The following is a 17,321-nucleotide window of genomic DNA, read 5'->3' on the forward strand; positions in this document are numbered from 1 at the left end:
AGACGAAATATTTTAACTTTTTTGACTGTGAATACATATATTTCATTTGTATTTTAGCTATTTTAAATACCGGCTGAAAAGTCGTAAAATTTGTACATTAAAACCCTTACATGTAATATACATAATTATACAATATGGGAGGTTTTAAAAATGAGGCTAACTCTCTTTCGCTATTTTCTTTTTTTCTTAGGGTTAATCTTCTTTGGGCTTGGAAATGCTCTTGCAGTCAAAGTAAAATTTCTCGGTTTACATCCTTGGGAAGTTTTAAATATGGCTCTCTACCAAAGGCTTGGATGGACGATTGGTACGTGGAGTGTCATATGTGGGTTATGTCTCGTTCTCATTTCTTTACTAGTAGATCGAAAATATATAAATGTGGGAACATTTTTAAATGCACTACTTATCGGTCCCATTATGGACTTTTTCTTACAATCAAATATTCTTCCAAACGCTAGTGATTATTTATGGATAAACTTACTCATTTTATTTTCTGGTATTGCCATTACAGGTATCGGTGGAGGTATGTATGTTGCGGCTGGAATTGGTGCTGGACCTCGTGATGGATTCATGCTTACTATTTCCGACAAAACAGGTCTATCTATTAGCCGTGCTCGAATCATTGTAGAATGCATTGTACTAGTTATTGGATTTATGCTAGGTGGTCCTGTTTTTATCGTAACTTTTCTGTATACCTTTATTCAAAGTCCAATCTTTCAGCAATCATTTAAGGTATTTCAAACACTTTTACATACTCTACATAACAAAAAGAAAATTAGTGAACATGTTTAAAGTACAATTTAATACAAATAAATTCACCCTATTTACGATTCTCACCGCAAATAGGGTGTTTCTTTTTTATTCCATAATTTAAGAAGATATACTAACCATTCACAATAAAAGTATATACATCGTTATAAATACAACCATTTACCCTAATAACGTACTTCCCGGGTTTACTAAAACGAATTGTGTATTTATTTAGCTGAATTGCTTCTTTATCTCCAGAAAGAATATCAATGCTTCTGCCACTTAATACATATAATTCATTTAGATTCATCGATACATCAATTGCATTGAAATTCTCCTCTTTCACTTGCTGTGATTCCGCAGCGCTTATACTTGGTTCTAAAAACAGTAGTCCACTTAATCCAATCGTCCCCGCTAAAGCAACTCCCGCAAACTTTTTAATCTGTTTCATTACAATGACCTCCTTATAGATTTTGCGTAAAGGTGATGTCCTCCCTTACACCACAAAGCCTATATGTAATGAAATAAAAAGTAAACGAGGACAGTAAGACAAACTTCTACATCTTTTTCTCCTATTGAATATAAATCCAACGTTTGGAGTTTTGTCACATTTAAAATTGTTTGCTTAAACCAACTTTTAATTATATTATTCAGAAACTGAATAATTACTTATTGATTTAACATTCTAAAAATAGTTGATAAAAATGCTTTCTATTGAAATAAAAAAGATTTTGCTATAAAAGTAACTTTTACAACAAAATCCATACAACCAACTTTATTCCGCTTTCCATAATCTCTCTACATTCATTAATTGTTCTTCATTAAATTCCATCTTATATATATCTGGTTTTGACGTATTCATTAAAAATTCAAAATCATATTGTTCATCAAAATAGTTCATCATTAATGTCATGACAAGCCCATGTGTACCAATTACAATTTTTTGTCCTTGAAAATCCATTAAGATTTCTCTTAATACTTTCACTACTCTTCTCTGGCAATCCGTATATGACTCTCCTTCCGTTGGTGCAAAATCCGGATTAGAGAACATCTTCTTTACAAGTGGATACACTTCTTTATCTGATATAACCTGATCCTCACTTAAAAACATACACTCTTTGAGATTTTCATATATTAATACTTCTTTTTCATAGAAATTGGCTGCTTTTTCTATCGTTAACACAGCCCTTTTATACGGACTTGAAATAAAAGTATCAATTGCCTCTGCTTTTAATATGTCCGTTACTCTATGAGCGTCTAAACTTCCCTTTTCAGTTAATCCACGTGTTCTTTCACTCCCTTCTAATTTTGGTGATTCACCATGCCTAACCATATAAATATATGTATTCATACTTCCTCCTTAAAAATATTCATTCGTTTTTTATAAACTTTGCTGATTTGTTCGTCTAATCCATTCTCCTACTAAACTCTCAAATAATTCAGGCTGTTCAATTTGCAAATTATGCCCTGCCATATCTAACACCGCTAATGTCGCTCTTGGGTAATCATCAATAATTTCTATAATATCTTGATAACCTACCGATATATCTTGTCTTCCGGCTAATAAAAGAACGGGTTTCTCATATTTCTTACGGTGAAAATCCATAGTAAGAGAGTAATTCTTTTGCAACCTTTCAATAAATTCATAATTAGCAATATCTAGTCCTGGCTTAATTTCCTCTTGAAATCGCTTATATGTATATTCATTTGCTACTACTGCTAACTCGCTAAATTCTTCTCTTTCGGTAGAAGTTAACGTATTTAAAAACTCCTTATCTTGTACAATTATCTGTTTATCCGGTAAACATCTTTCTTTTTGCATCGCAACAACCACAGGACATATTAATAATAGTCCATTGACTCTCTCAAACATTTTTGAAAGTATCCCTCTAGCTAAATATCCACCGAAAGACTCTCCTACTAGTAAAAAATCTTTCTTTGGAATGATTTCTTCAATAAACATAGTTAACACTTCTAATATATGATCTGAACTATTTATCCAATCTGGAGCGTTCGACTTTCCCATTCCAGGTAAATCAATATATATTCGCTTATAACCTTCATATTTTTGAAATACTGATTCCATACATTTCATCATTAACCTATGATCGGGCGCACAGCCATGTATGATAATGACTGGTTTTCCTTCTCCAACGATTTCATAGTATATTTCTGCATCTTTAATTCGAAATAACATAAAAAGTCCTCCCTATTTATACATTCCTTTTGAATAGAAACACTAGCAAACTTATAAGAATACATGTTCTCAATGTACATCCCTCTTTAATTAATTGTCAAATATGAATTTTCAGTTTACAAAAACCAAAAAGCTTCCTCCTATTCTTATTACATAGAAGGAAGCTAATTTAATTTTACCCTATCATAATTTGAAACCTTATTCTTCTATTTTCATCAACACAATTCTCCAACCATCTGGGTCCTCTATCGTTATCCCCTTATCTTTCCAATATGGATTTTCTGGTTCCACTTCATCGTATCCCAATGTATGCAGCCTTTTACTCACCTTCTTCATTTCACTATCTTCACTCATATAAAATACAAGTAAATTATCTTTTGTCGGAGCTGGACAAGGACTCCCATCAATATGTCTTGTAAATTCTAAATGATACTCTTCATCTGGGAGCCCAAACATGACCCCATCATAACCTTCATGATCGTAAAATTCACCTATACGTTTTAAGCCTAATCCTTTTTCATAGAATGCTATAACCTCTTCAAACTTATTCGTCGGACGTGCAATTCGAAACTTCACCAAATTTTTCATGATTTTCCTCCCATACTAAAAATTTCAAAAATGTGTTACGTATTATTGTACATACGTAATACATTTTTGAAATCACTCATTAGTATAAGAATAAATACATACAAAGGTCTTACTTAAAATAACCTCTATCAGTCAAAAATTAAAATTCAAAAAAGCCTTTATCATTTTATATGCAATTTTGCATCTCTACTTTCAAATCACTAAAAAACCTTTACAATTCAAAAGATGACTAAATATACAATTTCTATTTAAAATCTTTATACAGTATATACTATCAAATGCAATATTTTTCATTTTTTAGAGCAATTACACTTTTCAAAACTTCCTTATAAACATGATTTTTATAAGGAAATCTGATACAATTCTTAAATAATATTATTATGTATAGATATTACGAATATAGTGCATAATTAAAGAAGGTGATTTTATTGAAATTAAATAAAAATTTACAGCTATGTATATTAATTGGAACATTAATGTGTTATTCAATCTATTTTATGTTTTTCTATCTGTTCCCCACTCATTTTTCAAATTCGGATGTACGCTTCGCTTCACTTATTGTTGAAGCCATTACATTTGTATCACTCATTTATTCTATATATTCTAAAAAAGTTAGTTCAAATCCGTTTTGGATATGTATCACGATAGCAATTGGTAGTTTTTTATTAGGAAAAATAGTATATACATATCAAGAGAGCTTCTTCAAAATTCCAATACATCGCTTTACTATTTCTGATGTGTTTTATATGCTTTTTCTACTCTTCTGTCTTATCGCTTTCTGCTATAAAATCCTAAAAGAATGCGATAAATGGGAAAAAGCGTTCTTTATTTGTGATATATGCATAGTACTTACTTCCATATTCACATTGGAGTGGTATTTATTTAATCAACCAAATTTAAATATATTCTCTCTGTCACTAGGAGATGTTTTCCTTTCATTTCTATATCCAATTGCAGATTTATTATTTCTTCTCCTAGGTGTTAGTCTCTTTTTCCGTCCAACAATTTTTAATTCTAAACGGAAAATTTATATCTTTATTTTTGTATTAATAAGTTCTGCAACTTTTAACTATATTTATTTTTACTTACATAACCATTTATCAACTGAAACGATAACATTATTACGTCTTTTATATAGAATACCTATATTACTTATTGCAATAGCTGGATCTATTTCAGAAGATCATAATAGCCATAAAAATTATTTCATTGTTAACCCTATAATAGGAAAGAAAGCTTTAGTTATATTTCCTTATCTTGCCGTTGCAATACTAATCGGGTTTACGTTAAAAGAACAAACAGCATCTTCCATTCTCATTACGGGAAATTGTATTGCTTTTATTTTCGTACTCATTCGTCATTCTATTGTACGTATGCAAAACAATTCCCTAACCAAACGTTTACAAGTATTCAATGCCCAATTGGAAGAAAAAGTTAGATTACGAACTTCAGATTTAGTTCATAAATCAGAGGCTCTATCTCAAAAGCAACAAAAATTTAAATCATTATATGAATATCATCCTGACCCTATTTTTACAATTGATTTAAATGGCGTATTCTTAAATGTAAATAAAGCTGGAAGTATACTACTCGGTGCACCAACGGATGAGTTACTTGGTGAAACTTGTTTTTCGATTATTTTAGATGAAGACAAATATAAACTAGCATCTGCATTAGAAAAAGTGAAACAACAAGAATCAGCATCCTTACAACTTAGTTCTCAATATAAAGATGGATTTACTTATTCTTTATACGTTACCATCGTCCCTATTATGATAGACGGGCAAATTTCAGGAAGCTATATTATGATGAAAGATATTACTGCGCTAAAAAAACAGCAAGAAGAAATAAAATATTTAGCATTCCATGATACTGTAACGAAAATTGGGAACCGTGCCTTTTTTCATAAGAAATTAAAAAGAATTATAAAAAATGCTAAAACGACAGAAAGCGAGTTTGCATTATTATATTTGGACTTAGATCGCTTTAAAGCAGTTAACGATACACTTGGACATTCGGCAGGAGACTACATATTAGAAGAAGTAGCGAAGCGATTCCAATCCTGTCTTCCATCACATACTCATCTATCAAGAATCGGTGGCGATGAATTTACAATCTTAATTGAAAACTATACTGACGAAGATTCCTTATTCCAGTTATGCAACCAGTTATTTAAATGCATGGAAAAATCGTTTGTCATATATGAACATACATTAACTCTATCAATAAGTATCGGCATCGCTATTTATCCACATTCTGGAATCGATACCGCTACACTTCTGAAAAACGCTAATGTTGCAATGTATGATGCGAAAGCAAAAGAACTTAATTCTGTCTCTATTTATGATGACGTAATTGCAAAAAAAATTGAAAGACGATTACGATTAGAAAAAGATTTACCAAATGCAATTCAAAATGAAGAATTGTTCCTTTTATATCAACCTCAAGTTGATAGCAAATCTAACAAAATTATCGGTGCTGAAGCTTTAATTAGGTGGAATCATCCTGAATTAGGTGTTATTTCTCCATACGAGTTTATTCCCATTGCAGAAGAAACGCTACAAATCATTCCAATAGGAAAATGGACACTACAACAAGCTTGTGAACAAATGAAACGTTGGCACACAAGCGGATATTCACATTTGAAAATAGGTGTAAATTTATCTGCTAAAGAATTTGAACAAGAAGATTTTGTAAAGTCTATTTCTGCTACATTAACAAATACTGGTTTACCAGCAAGTTCTCTCGATCTTGAATTAACAGAGCGAATTGCAATGATGGATGAGCGAGAAACATTAATAAAACTACGTACACTAAAAAGTTTAGGGATTCATATTTCAATCGATGACTTTGGTACAGGCTATTCTTCGCTAGCTTACTTACCTTTATATCCAATCGATACGTTAAAAATCCCACGAGAATTTATTACAATGTCTGAAACATGTGACGATGGAATGGAAATTATTAAAACAATCATCACATTAGCAAATACATTAGGAATGTCAGTTATCGCTGAAGGTGTAGAAACGAAAAAACACGTGAGTTTCCTTCAAAAAAATAATTGTCAATTGATTCAAGGCTACTACTACAGCAAGCCTATTCATGCTGATTCATTTTCTACTCTTCTCAAAAAAGGTGTTCGTTATAACCATTAGCGCAAATACATACAAGAAAAAGGAAGAAGAGCCCGTCTCCTCTTTCTTTTTTTGTGCTTTGCAACTTTTCATTTCCTTCACATATCATTTATGTAAGTAGTTACTAATATATTTATGATAACAGACTTGAATTGGAGGGAATTACATGCAGCACGACAATCCAAATCATAAACTTTACAAAAACATTCCCCTATCCCTCTTCTCAATAAAAAATGAGCTAAAACAAAAATGCACCAACGCAAATAACTTTCTTTACCCCTTTTCGAAAGAAGAAGAAATATTAATACATACAATTAAAGAAAGAACAAAATTATTAAATCAAAATAATGTGACAAGAACTCGCGCTTACTATCAATTTTACAAAAGGTATCCTGAAATACATTGGGCATTACTTGGACATATGGTTTCGCGTAACGGCGGTTGGAACATGACAGATTTAAAGGGGGATTTATATACGAAGTTGTTATCTGAGAAAGATCAATTTACTTTCTTTTCTTTTTTAGAACGGGGGAATTGGCTTATCTTTCAAGATGTGTATCCACAATTTTTGTTATATGAACAGAGTGTAAAAAAATCCAAAAATCTTTTTTATCTCCTCCCTCATCTCAATGTGTCAACATTTATGGAAACGATGTGGAACTTTTTTTGGAAAACCGGAAACAAACAAATATTAGCTATTTCCACTATTATTAATGAACAAAACTACTTAGAAAAAAGAGTAATTCAAAATAAACACTTCAAAAAAAATGTACTAAATAGTATTGGGTTCAAACTTTTTGATTTCTTTCAATTTAATCATATCCTCTTCCCTTTCTGCGAAGAAAAGCCTATACAGAAAACAAAATTAATTGGTGATACAATGAAACACTTCACTTCCTTACACGAACGAATTTTGCTCGGAAAAAGATTATATGCACTATTATTTCATGATGAGCATGTTTTAGCTCGTATACTACAATGGGCTGACACTCATCCACACACTGGATCACGAAAAGATTATTGGCCACATTTATTTTCAAGCGTAAATGAATCCTTTTCAAGAGAGTTTTATAAACGAAGAATAAAGAAATGCCAATTAAAAAGTGATGCCTACCGTATATATAGCCCTGCACTTATGTATGCATGGAAAAATATGAAACATGAAGAAGCAGAATATGAAGATTGGTTTAACGACTGGCAAGTCATACATTATTTAACTGATAAGGAGGAAAGGATACATGGACAAATCACAGAAGACTACTGTAAAACACTCGAAAAGATTGAACTGGCCATTCTTGCAAAGAAAAATGTTCTCCTTCGAGAAGAAGAATAACCTTTTCGCATTAGTCGTTACAATCTTACTCTCTTCTATTATCGGCACTTGCTTAGATGCTTTCTTTGTTGCGAAACAAATATATTCCTTTCCGGTTAGACCATTCTCATCCATATTTTCAGTTAACATAGGCTTTACTTTGTTTGTACTACCGATTTTAACAACAATTTTCATACACATTTCAAAAAACCTATCTGTATTTTCTAGGATTCTATTTATTCTTACAATAGGTATTTGTGCTAGCATTTTTGAACAGATTGCTGAAAGATTAGGTTTCTTTACTCATAGTGTAGATTGGAATCATACATACTCTTTATTTGGCTATATGATATTCTTTTTTTTTATTTGGAAAGTATATCATTGCATAAAAAAATAAAGAGATCATTATAGATCTCTTCTTAAGCATAATCTTTAGTTATTGCTAATGGTGCACGGGTTTGAAGGCTTTTAGATCGTAAACGATAGGCAACGACTTTCTTCTTATATTGCTTTATTACGTCAACGTGTTCCTCATAGCTGTATAGAGAAAATCTAATCTCTTTATTCCCTTTTTTCGTATCAATGACGATTGGTATTCCTTCTCCGCGCGGTGGAAAATAATGTTTATCTAAAAATAAAGCTTCATTAAATTCATGAATAACTTGTAGTTTCATTTCCCCCTCTATATTTTTTCCATCTATCGATATAGAGGTATTCTCCTCATCAAGTTTTTGATGTAATTCAAATCTACTAATAATAGATTCTACAACTGAAGTTGGCATACTAGAAACGAGTACTTTAAGGGCACCAAAAATAAATAATGTAACTATAAACCATGTTGTCACTTTCATCATCTCCATTACAATTTAAAATATAAATTTCGTTCCATATGGTCTAAATATACTGATGAGTATCCCTGTTACAATCATAGTCACCGAACCGATTGTCGCTTCTTCAAACCACTTTAATGGTAAAATACGAGTGGAAAGGAGCAGAAACAGCATTAACATCCCTATTAAACTTCCTGGCATTGATAGATGGAATACCCCTTGAATCCACGTACCAACTAAGCTAAATACATATAGCACGCCTACTTGAAGTAAAAGCATCACGTACTTCATTTCTTTCCCTCATTTCAATATTACGCATTACTATTATGAAATTTCATTTAACGTTTCCGCAAATCTCGTCATTCCCAGCTGAATTTGTTCGACATTTACTCTCCCAAAAGTAAAACGAACATATTCACTTTTAGTACCTAAAACACTCCCCGGGACAAACGCTACACCATTTCGTATAGATTCACCTAATAAATGATATTCATCAAACGTTCCTTGCACTTTGCACCATAAATGTATTCCCCCCTCTGGAACAAAGAATTCAACCTGGTCCCCTAATATTTCTTCAAGCTTTCTAATTAACGCATCTCTTCTTTCCTTCAATTGTCCACGGAGCATTGTAATATGTGCATGAAAATCTTCTGATTCTAAAAATTGATTTGCCACCCACTGCGTAAATACACTGTGCCCAAAATCAACTTGCTGCTTCGCATCCGCTAAACGTTCTATTACACGCGTAGGACCAATTACCCAGCCAATACGTAATCCCGATGCAACAATTTTTGATAATGAACTTACATAAAGAACATTCCCGTTTTGATCCATTGATTTTAATGTTGGATTCACTTCTCCATTAAATGAAGTTAAGCTATACGGATCATCTTCTACAATCGGTATACCAAATTCAGAAGACAGTTCTAAAATCTTTTTACGTCTTGCTAATGAAAGCACAGTTCCAGTTGGATTTTGATAATCCGGATTTAAAAATACCATACGAATACGATGCTTTTTATGCAAATCAATTAAGTCTTCTGGATTCATTCCATGCTGATCAACAGGTAAATGGAATATTTTTAAGCCAGCAGATTTAAACATCGGCAGTGAAAAACAATACGAAGGGTCCTCAATTGCAATCGCATCACCAGGTTTTAATAAGCATTGAACGATAAGATTAAGTGCCTGCTGTGCTCCTGATGTAATAAGGATAGAATTCGAATCTGCTTCAATTTGTTTATATTGCTGAACATGTGCCGCAATTGTTTTTCTCAACATTTCATTTCCAAGTGGATGGTCATAACCGAGGTTTTCCATAAATGTTTTCTCCGACAAAATTGTTCGGAATCTATCACTCGGAATTAATTCTGGTGACAATTCACCACTCGCTAAATTAATTAAGTCTTCTTTTTGTGTTTCCGTTCTAATTTGTTGAACGAGTGGTACGTTAGGTAAGAACGATCCATCCTCAACGTACCTACCCCAGTTCGGTATTCGTTTATGTGAAACACCCCATATGTCTGTATTCACCCGTGTTCCGCTTCCTTTTTGCCGTTCTACTACTCCAAGTGATTTTAATTCTTCATATGCAGCTACTATCGTACTCCTATTCACCTGTAATTCTTTTGCTAACATGCGCTCAGAAGGTAACTTACTGTCAGAAGGAAACTCACCTGAAGAAATACCTCTTTCAATATAATCCGCTATTTGTTTATATACAGGCGTCTTATCTGCACGATTTGGTTTCCATTCCATATAGTTGCCTCCTTTCAAAGCTAACTACCCTCAATTTATTACTAACAGTATTTACCGTAAAAATAGTATTAATTAGTCACATTGTCTCATCCTAAAATGGATATATTAAAATAGCCCCGTTTCTGATTACTCGATAGCTTCTGAAATTCCAGCTTCATACTCTCGTTGCAGTTCTGTTACAAACTATCAAATTATTACCGCATACCACGTTACCCCAACAAGTAGTACGAAAAGAAGGATAATATAAATAGTGGATAAGTTTTTCACATTTCTCTTTGTAGACTTGCCGTAATTCTCCTCCACATTCCGTGCAACTAGTACGGTTCCAAACAGTGATCCAATTACAATAATAACGACTAGTGAAATCGCAAAGCTCATAGTACTTTCACCTCTCTAAGGCCAGTCTATTTTTATTAAGAACTTCCTCTTTAAAACGTTAATAACATACTACCTTTCTTCTCTTATCATAATAGATGTTTACAAAAAACGGACCAACCACTTTTATGTTTTTTTGCTCATCCACTTTAAAAATAAAAAAACAACTGAACACGTATGATCAGTTGCTTTTTTGCAGGATTATTTATGCTAATTTTCATTTGAAATTAATTTGATTTAAAAGTTTAGCCTTCTCATAATGAAACATCGATTGAGATAACTCAAAAATTGGTCCATTTACAAGATACACTGTTTTTTAATAAGAAGCGACGTATTTTATCGCTTCTTACTCTCATCATCTTTAATCTCTTATTAATGACTTATTCGCTCTTATAACTTCTTGATACAGCAATGGTGACCACTTTTCATTTATGTAGTCTTGAATGATCCAACCTACTCTTGTAGGACTCTTTTGTTTTATATAGTTTGCAATTTCAGGATTTATGTAAGAGGCGTAGTAATATGGACTATTCCATGCTGTACCACCAGAAGACAAGCTTGCAAAATTAATATATAGATGATGTAAGTCCTCACTATTATTCATCGTTTCATTGATCGTATCTTTAATAGATTTTACTTTCTCATCATAACCCACTTTATATTTATCTTGTACCGTTACATTTACGTTTTGATTTACAGTTGTCGTAAACATTTCATTATCTGGCCAATAAAAATTATTATATCCTCCAGATTCATTACTACCGCCATATCTTTTTAGTAGTACAATTTTCCCACGAGCATCTCCAAGTTTTATATTTCCTTCTGTTTTTAAAAAGATAGGATCAACAAAATAATTTTTTTCAAACGTATTACTAAAGGAACCTTCTGCTCCTTTCATATCCTCATACTCTTTTTTTAAAGACATAATAATTGTTTCACTCGGGTTATCTTTTAAAAATTGTTTCGCTTCGTTTATGAATTCGTGTAGGGTTACATAAAGATATAATGGCCCATGATGAAGAACTATCGTATTATCATCTGTTAAACGTCCTCTTATATCAAAAATTCTAGCTCCATGATCCATTTGGTAACGAAAATCATATTCTTGCGTCATTCCCCATACTTGCTTAATCGGATTTTGCAACTTAAACGTTCCACTATCATGTGTTCCTGGAATTGAAATTCGTGCTAACGGGATATTATCAGGTATAGGTTGCATCCATTTTGACCAATTTTCAAGCTCATTAACAGAGCTAGCCGCAACGACTCTCTTCTCATGTAAAGCAAATACAAATGTGATAAATATCGTACTACATATGAATAATTTCAAAATAAATTTCTTACTGCTCATTATTATTCCTCCTTTTTTTGTTTTATATCAAACTTATTGAATATAATATAATCTAGTGAGTAAAAAATAAATATCATTTCATAAGTATGAAATATTGCATAGAAATAAAGTTAAAAAACATTCATATATCCTGAATTAGAAAAATTTAAAGGAACTTCATCTGAAGCTCCTTTCGTTTACTTTATATTCAATACATATGAACCATCTTTATTCTCATACTTATAGACGTATAAATAATATTTACCTGGCTTTGCATTATAAGTTCCTTTCACTACATTTCCTTCATTTTCACCATATGCTACATAGTTATTTAAATCTGATTCATGATGAAGTACCCATGTCATTCCGATATTTTGTTCATTTAGTAGGGATATGCTAATATTTTCCATAGAGTCAATTTGGAAAGTAAATACATCTACTCTATCACTATTATGTAACGTTCCTTTCACCGGTGTATGAAAGTTAACTTTATTTGCCTGTATACGTTCATTATTTGGTTCATTTTCTGTTACTTGTAACTCATTCCCACCGTTTGGTTTTCTTTTTCCATACCCTAAGTTAACTAGTATAGACTTCAAATCTGGTAAAACACCAATTTTATCTGCATATGGATCTTTAGATTTTGTTCCTGTGCTCTGGTTGCTTAATATCGCTCTTAGTTCACTCGGTCTATATGGTTGTCCTAAATTTTCTTTCGCAATGCTTTGTACTAAAGTCGCTGCTCCGGCAATAATAGGCGACGCACTCGACGTGCCACTAAAGCTAGATGTATACAGGTTTACAGCACTTCGACTTTGCTCTGCTGTAGTTGTATCTACGTTTTCTCCCCAACCATACACATCAATACGGCTGCCATAATTCGAAAACCACATACGCTCATGAGGGAGAGATGAAGAGCCCGCTCCTACCATAATTGCACCTGAATCTTTAAAATCTTTACTATTACGATTTAAAATTTGTTTACCATTTCTATCTTTAAATTGATCTAAATCATTCCAACCATTTGCTCCAGCTTCTATAATGACAACACCTTTATCTGTACCAGCACGGATCGCATCAAAGATATCTGGTTGTACTTCAACAGGTAAATATTTATCACCATATCCATCGAAAGATGCTTGTGCCTCTAACAATAAAACATCCCCAGCTTCTAACTGATTTACAGCACTTAATATTGCATCAGCTGTATTATACTGTCCGTTATCTCTTATTTGAGAAATCACCTTTGCTTTCGCTTTTGGCGCAATCCCAATATTCCCAACTTCATTGTCCTCAGAGGATACAATTCCTAGTACAGACGTCCCATGACCGACATGTTGATCTATATTTATTCCAGACATTAATTCAATATTTTGATGTACTAAATCCTCATGATTTAATAACCATCCATATTCCATATCAACAAAAGTTATACCGTTTCCTTTACCGCCTTGAACTTCCCAGGCGAAGGGCGCATTAATACCGTATGGTGCTGCTTCTAAATAACCTTGTTGTTTAAATCTAGGATTGTTATTAGGATTAAGAGATACACTTGATGGTTGCACTTCTGGTGGCGTTATTTTTTCTTGTTTCTTCATATACACATCTTCTATTAAAGAAGATTTCTTTAACCTATCTACTAGTTCTTCCTCTTGTTCACCATTTTGAGTTTGAAGAATATAGTAGTTTAATAAACTTGTAGATACATTATTGGGCGCTTTCACTTCAAGGTCTTCTATTTCCTCTGGACTTACAGATGTGAATAAACGCATGAATGTTACATCTGGATATTCTACCAAAAGATCTTCTAGTACTTTATCGTTCGTTTGAGATTGTATTTGTTTTTCAATACCATCTTCATATGGTAATTTCAAATCCGCATTGAATTTTACAATGATTTGCTTATCTGTTTCTTGGTCTATTCCTAATTTACTCTGCTGTTCTATAGAATCAGCATTTACAATATTGACAGTGCCTCCTATTCCTAAAAACATTGAAATGATTACAGCTGAAACAAATATTCTTTTAAATATATTCATTACATCACTTCTCCTATTAATAATATTTAATCATTATATTAATCTATAATAATTTTATTTATATAACATATCCCCCTTCTACTAAATAGATTATAGTAATCAGCAATATGAACTTCAACGGATTTTCATATGCAATATTTCATATTCGGACTCTACACTATATAAATAAGAAACTTATAATGATTATTTATTTTATATGTGCTAATATACTTACATTAAAATATTATATATAGACATTTTGAACTACAGTACTTAACAGCTTCACCTTAATTTTTTCTTAGGAGGATTTACAATGAAATTATTAAAAATAAAACATATAATCCCTTTATCTGCGGCTGCAATTACATTCGTATGTAGTCAAAGTACAGCTGAGGCTTCTACCATTCATACAGTAAAAAAGAATGATACACTTTGGGGCATTAGTAAACGATACGACGTTTCAATACAATCCATTAAACAGGCTAACCATAAAGGAAACGATCAAACTTTCATTGGCGAACAGTTACATATTCCAGGTTCCGTCAACTCAAATGAAACCACTGTTCACCAAAACGCCAAACCTGCGAACATTTCTGAGCAAATTATTTATCAAGTACAACCGGGAGATTCATTGGAAACGATAGCAAAGCGTTACAATGTTACCGTTCAATCTATAAAACAAATTAACAATACAGTCGGAAACAAGCTCTATGCAGGACAACATTTGAAAATCAACTCAAGCATTTCAGAAAAAGAAAAAGACTTAATGGCACGCTTAGTTACCGCTGAAGCAGGTGGAGAATCATATAGAGGAAAAGTGGCTGTAGCGAAAGTTATCCTAAATCGTGTAAATGCAAATGGGTTTCCAAATACAATAACAGGCGTTATTTATGAACCTATTAAATACGGATATGCATTTACTCCTGTTACAGATGGAAGAATTAATCAACCTGCAAGCGCAGAAGCAAAAATGGCTGTAGAAGAGGCTATCTCCACAAATGGAATACATTCTGATTGGCTTTATTTCTATAATCCGAAAACATCAACAGACAAATGGATTACGACACGTCAAACAGTAGCAGTAATTGGTAACCACGTCTTCGCTAAATAACATTTAAAATCATTAACAGACCTCTTCACTTAAAAGGTCTGTTTTTTTGTATGTAAGAATTTATTTATCATGTGATATAGTGGTCTTTGAAAACTAATTCTTCTTGTAAATAAAGACACTTGTATTTACTTCATCACTCTAAGAAATTAAAAAAGCATCAAGTTCAAAAACTCCCCTTTATTAATAAAATTTATTTCTTACCTTCATAAAATTGTTATACACTAAAAAAATAAAAAACAAACTATTCGTTAGCAGGTGAAAGAATATGTATGATGTTACAATTATCGGCGCTGGAGTAAGTAGCATTTTTCTGGCTTATTCACTAGTTAAAAGTAACAAAAAAGTTTTAATTCTTGATAAAGGTAAAGCGCTAGGAGCTCGCCATTGTCCTTTAGACGAAGGAAAAGCGTGTAATTGTACTACATGTGATAAATATTTCGGATTTGCTGGTTTAGGAAAATCTGAAGGGAAATTTAATTATACAAACGGATTTGGTGGAGAACTTGAGCAAAAAGTTGGTAAAGAGGGCTTTATACAACTTATGGCTGAAGTAGATGAAATTCTATGTCAGTTCGGAGGAAATTCAGTTTCAAAATATTCTACAGAAAATCCAAATCTCAATAAGAGAGCTGAATCGTGTGGTTTACAAATGCTAACAACAGAAGTACGGCATCTTGGTACTACCCTTTCAAAGGAAATTTTTCAGCAACTCTACGAATTTTTACTTACGAAAATAAATATACAATTTCATATAGATGTACAACATATTATGAAACAGAAAGATCATTTTACTATAGATACAAATGAAGGAACATTTCAATCTAGGCAACTAGTATTTGCAACTGGGCGTTCCGGAGCAGATTGGTTAAAGGAGATGTGCACTTCTCTACATATTTCTCAGGAACAAACTCGTGTAGATTTAGGTATTAGAGTAGAGATGAAAGAACACCAATTACGTTCTATATTAAAAGATACATTTGAGACTAAACTTTCTTATGAGCATGAGGATTTCACAGCGACTACGTACTGTATGAATCCAAAAGGACGCATTATTAGAAAGTACGAAGAAGGTTTAGTTATGCCTGACGGTCAAAATTTTCGAGAGAAAGGAACTGGCACACCTAACTTAAATTTCACTTTATTCATCCCGCGCTATTTTCCAACTCTCAAAGAAGCAAATATATATGCAAGTTCAATTATTAAAAACATTAACCAAGGACGAGATCGGATTGTTATACAGCGCTTAGAGGACTTACTAAATAAACAGCCTACAATAGCGAACGACATGAAATATAACCGTATACAACCTACGCTACAAGGAGATTATGGAAATTTGAATACAGAAATTCCTCCGTTATATATTGAAGGACTTAAAGAATTTTTATTACGATTAGAACAATTCATCCAAGAACCGATCGATACAGATACTTTATTATATGGAATTGACGGAAAGTTTTATGCTCCTACGATAAAACTCAATAATCATTTTGAAACAAGTATACATGGACTATTTTTAGTTGGGGATTGTTCAGGCGTCACTCATTCATTATCTCAAGCTGCTGCAAGTGGATTGTATGTTGGAAAATATTTATCTGACATCTAATTGCATAATTAAGATACCAATCAAATATTTTAAGTTTCACAACGCTTTATTTATGTAGTAATAGCATAAATCACTATCCTCCCTCCGCTAACGATTATCCCACAAGGAATCGAGATTTCATGAGATACATATGTAATATAAACGTGTATATATAACTATTGACATTCAATTCTAACAAATTGAATGTCAATAGTTTTACAAGCCTCTATTCAGTTCCACCTTCATTTGTTCGATATTTTGTAACATCACCATAGTGTTTAATATGTTAGGATGTCTATAAGTATTTTTTACTACAACTATGACTTTTTCTGCTCTGTT

At 32.4% G+C, this 17,321-nt stretch carries 15 protein-coding genes and 2 pseudogenes; 6 read left to right on the forward strand and 11 right to left on the reverse strand.

Going from position 1 to position 17,321, the window contains the following annotated elements; all coding sequences use genetic code 11:
* The first annotated feature begins 150 nt into the window (after nt 1-150).
* Nucleotides 151-789 (forward strand): YczE/YyaS/YitT family protein, encoded by a 639-nt coding sequence (locus tag PDQ40_RS09520; RefSeq protein ID WP_214328277.1) that lies wholly within the window; start codon nt 151-153, stop codon nt 787-789.
* A 91-nt stretch (nt 790-880) separates the two neighbouring features.
* Here the strand turns inward: PDQ40_RS09520 and PDQ40_RS09525 are convergent, their stop codons facing one another.
* The 4 genes from PDQ40_RS09525 to PDQ40_RS09540 form a co-directional block, all read right to left on the reverse strand.
* Nucleotides 881-1,198, reverse strand: coding sequence for a hypothetical protein (locus PDQ40_RS09525; RefSeq protein ID WP_000809488.1), 318 nt, complete (start codon nt 1,196-1,198; stop codon nt 881-883).
* A gap of 324 nt (nt 1,199-1,522) precedes the next feature.
* Nucleotides 1,523-2,098 carry a histidine phosphatase family protein gene (locus PDQ40_RS09530; protein ID WP_076855443.1) on the reverse strand — a complete coding sequence of 192 codons (576 nt, stop codon included), beginning with the start codon at nt 2,096-2,098 and terminating at the stop codon, nt 1,523-1,525.
* A 30-nt stretch (nt 2,099-2,128) separates the two neighbouring features.
* Entirely contained in the window at nt 2,129-2,944 is an 816-nt protein-coding gene (locus PDQ40_RS09535) for an alpha/beta fold hydrolase (protein ID WP_076855444.1), read from the reverse strand.
* A 198-nt stretch (nt 2,945-3,142) separates the two neighbouring features.
* Nucleotides 3,143-3,532: a VOC family protein gene (locus PDQ40_RS09540; protein ID WP_000794011.1), complete on the reverse strand. Its 390-nt coding sequence runs from the start codon at nt 3,530-3,532 to the stop codon at nt 3,143-3,145.
* A gap of 428 nt (nt 3,533-3,960) precedes the next feature.
* Here PDQ40_RS09540 and PDQ40_RS09545 point away from each other — a divergent pair, with 428 nt between their 5' ends.
* The 3 genes from PDQ40_RS09545 (at nt 3,961) to PDQ40_RS09555 (ending at nt 8,375) form a co-directional block, all read left to right on the forward strand.
* Complete coding sequence (locus PDQ40_RS09545) at nt 3,961-6,687, forward strand: putative bifunctional diguanylate cyclase/phosphodiesterase (RefSeq protein WP_000773573.1); 2,727 nt, start codon at nt 3,961-3,963, stop codon at nt 6,685-6,687.
* A 145-nt stretch (nt 6,688-6,832) separates the two neighbouring features.
* Nucleotides 6,833-7,999, forward strand: a complete 1,167-nt coding sequence (locus PDQ40_RS09550) for a DUF2515 domain-containing protein (protein ID WP_001163389.1) — start codon at nt 6,833-6,835, stop codon at nt 7,997-7,999.
* Nucleotides 7,905-8,375 carry a CBO0543 family protein gene (locus PDQ40_RS09555; RefSeq protein ID WP_014297950.1) on the forward strand — a complete coding sequence of 157 codons (471 nt, stop codon included), beginning with the start codon at nt 7,905-7,907 and terminating at the stop codon, nt 8,373-8,375. The genes PDQ40_RS09550 and PDQ40_RS09555 overlap by 95 nt, the downstream gene beginning before the upstream one ends.
* Before the next feature lie 22 nt (nt 8,376-8,397).
* Here PDQ40_RS09555 and PDQ40_RS09560 read toward each other — a convergent pair whose 3' ends face one another.
* From PDQ40_RS09560 to PDQ40_RS09590, 7 genes and pseudogenes are all read right to left on the reverse strand, one after another.
* Nucleotides 8,398-8,823: a YfmQ family protein gene (locus tag PDQ40_RS09560; protein WP_000214617.1), complete on the reverse strand. Its 426-nt coding sequence runs from the start codon at nt 8,821-8,823 to the stop codon at nt 8,398-8,400.
* Nucleotides 8,824-8,898: 75 nt separating this feature from the next.
* Nucleotides 8,899-9,099, reverse strand: a pseudogene (locus tag PDQ40_RS09565) (CidA/LrgA family protein); the annotation flags it as partial.
* A gap of 33 nt (nt 9,100-9,132) precedes the next feature.
* Nucleotides 9,133-10,566, reverse strand: coding sequence for a MocR-like pyridoxine biosynthesis transcription factor PdxR (gene pdxR, locus PDQ40_RS09570; RefSeq protein WP_000454975.1), 1,434 nt, complete (start codon nt 10,564-10,566; stop codon nt 9,133-9,135).
* Between the two features lie 186 nt (nt 10,567-10,752).
* A complete protein-coding gene (locus PDQ40_RS09575) occupies nt 10,753-10,944 on the reverse strand; it encodes a hypothetical protein (protein ID WP_000006450.1) in 192 nt (63 codons plus the stop codon).
* Nucleotides 10,945-11,158: 214 nt separating this feature from the next.
* Nucleotides 11,159-11,254: pseudogene (locus PDQ40_RS09580) on the reverse strand (GntR family transcriptional regulator); the annotation flags it as partial.
* A gap of 48 nt (nt 11,255-11,302) precedes the next feature.
* Complete coding sequence (gene plcA, locus PDQ40_RS09585; protein ID WP_000095618.1) at nt 11,303-12,292, reverse strand: phosphatidylinositol diacylglycerol-lyase; 990 nt, start codon at nt 12,290-12,292, stop codon at nt 11,303-11,305.
* A 176-nt stretch (nt 12,293-12,468) separates the two neighbouring features.
* Nucleotides 12,469-14,310 (reverse strand): S8 family peptidase, encoded by a 1,842-nt coding sequence (locus PDQ40_RS09590; RefSeq protein WP_048557658.1) that lies wholly within the window; start codon nt 14,308-14,310, stop codon nt 12,469-12,471.
* 292 nt (nt 14,311-14,602) lie between these two features.
* Between PDQ40_RS09590 and PDQ40_RS09595 the strand changes: the two genes are divergently transcribed.
* Both PDQ40_RS09595 and PDQ40_RS09600 read left to right on the forward strand, forming a co-directional pair.
* Complete coding sequence (locus PDQ40_RS09595; RefSeq protein WP_000771015.1) at nt 14,603-15,400, forward strand: cell wall hydrolase; 798 nt, start codon at nt 14,603-14,605, stop codon at nt 15,398-15,400.
* 265 nt (nt 15,401-15,665) lie between these two features.
* Complete coding sequence (locus PDQ40_RS09600) at nt 15,666-17,003, forward strand: NAD(P)/FAD-dependent oxidoreductase (RefSeq protein ID WP_000272377.1); 1,338 nt, start codon at nt 15,666-15,668, stop codon at nt 17,001-17,003.
* Nucleotides 17,004-17,321: the final 318 nt, after the last annotated feature.

This window comes from Bacillus cereus group sp. Bc061 (assembly GCF_027715825.1).
In the GTDB taxonomy this organism is placed as follows: Bacteria; Bacillota; Bacilli; order Bacillales; family Bacillaceae_G; genus Bacillus_A; species Bacillus_A paranthracis.

Coding starts and splice junctions, on each gene's coding strand:
- PDQ40_RS09600 (WP_000272377.1), top strand. CDS start 15,666: ATGTATGATGTTACAATTATCGGCGCTGGAGTAAGTAGCATTTTTCTG.
- PDQ40_RS09590 (WP_048557658.1), bottom strand. CDS start 14,310: ATGAATATATTTAAAAGAATATTTGTTTCAGCTGTAATCATTTCAATG.
- PDQ40_RS09535 (WP_076855444.1), bottom strand. CDS start 2,944: ATGTTATTTCGAATTAAAGATGCAGAAATATACTATGAAATCGTTGGA.
- PDQ40_RS09575 (WP_000006450.1), bottom strand. CDS start 10,944: ATGAGCTTTGCGATTTCACTAGTCGTTATTATTGTAATTGGATCACTG.
- PDQ40_RS09540 (WP_000794011.1), bottom strand. CDS start 3,532: ATGAAAAATTTGGTGAAGTTTCGAATTGCACGTCCGACGAATAAGTTT.
- PDQ40_RS09595 (WP_000771015.1), top strand. CDS start 14,603: ATGAAATTATTAAAAATAAAACATATAATCCCTTTATCTGCGGCTGCA.
- pdxR (WP_000454975.1), bottom strand. CDS start 10,566: ATGGAATGGAAACCAAATCGTGCAGATAAGACGCCTGTATATAAACAA.
- PDQ40_RS09555 (WP_014297950.1), top strand. CDS start 7,905: ATGGACAAATCACAGAAGACTACTGTAAAACACTCGAAAAGATTGAAC.
- PDQ40_RS09530 (WP_076855443.1), bottom strand. CDS start 2,098: ATGAATACATATATTTATATGGTTAGGCATGGTGAATCACCAAAATTA.
- plcA (WP_000095618.1), bottom strand. CDS start 12,292: ATGAGCAGTAAGAAATTTATTTTGAAATTATTCATATGTAGTACGATA.
- PDQ40_RS09525 (WP_000809488.1), bottom strand. CDS start 1,198: ATGAAACAGATTAAAAAGTTTGCGGGAGTTGCTTTAGCGGGGACGATT.
- PDQ40_RS09520 (WP_214328277.1), top strand. CDS start 151: ATGAGGCTAACTCTCTTTCGCTATTTTCTTTTTTTCTTAGGGTTAATC.
- PDQ40_RS09550 (WP_001163389.1), top strand. CDS start 6,833: ATGCAGCACGACAATCCAAATCATAAACTTTACAAAAACATTCCCCTA.